Source organism: Fructilactobacillus sp. X2R1C1 (genome assembly GCF_059901435.1).
On record NZ_JBWXUV010000028.1, the window covers coordinates 1 to 444 of the forward strand.

Annotated in this window: 1 protein-coding gene; it reads left to right on the plus strand. The window is 47.3% G+C overall.

Annotated features, from left to right (window positions below; translation table 11 throughout):
* Nucleotides 1–444 (plus strand): YibE/F family protein (locus AC6UDG_RS07305; RefSeq protein ID WP_500706940.1); only part of this gene is annotated, 444 nt, incomplete at both ends.

The window sequence follows — 444 nt, forward strand, 5'->3', positions numbered from 1 at the left end:
ATTCCGTACCTCTGGGTCACACTGGTTAACGCCGTCATTATCCTCGTCATTACAATTTACTTCGGTAATGAGCAAGGCCGGAACGCCGACGTAGCGTTTGTGACCTCGTTAATCGTGGTGGCAATCGTAATTGCATTGATCATTCCAGTGGAACATTGGGCGCAGGTGCAAGGCTTTGGACCCGAAAATACCGAAGATTTGGAAGGAATGTCGCTCTTAATTGGCGTGAAATTCCTAAACGTTTCGTGCGCAATGACGATTCTGAGTTGCCTGGGAGCGGTGGCCGAAGCGGCCGTTGCCATGGCCACCGGTTTAGTTGAGATTCAGGACCATAACATCAAGATTTCCGATAAAGACTTCAGTTATATCGGGGTTTCGATTGGAAAAGAAATTGTTGGTACGGCCTTTAACACCCTGTTTTTTAGTTACTTCGGGGAGTTAGTT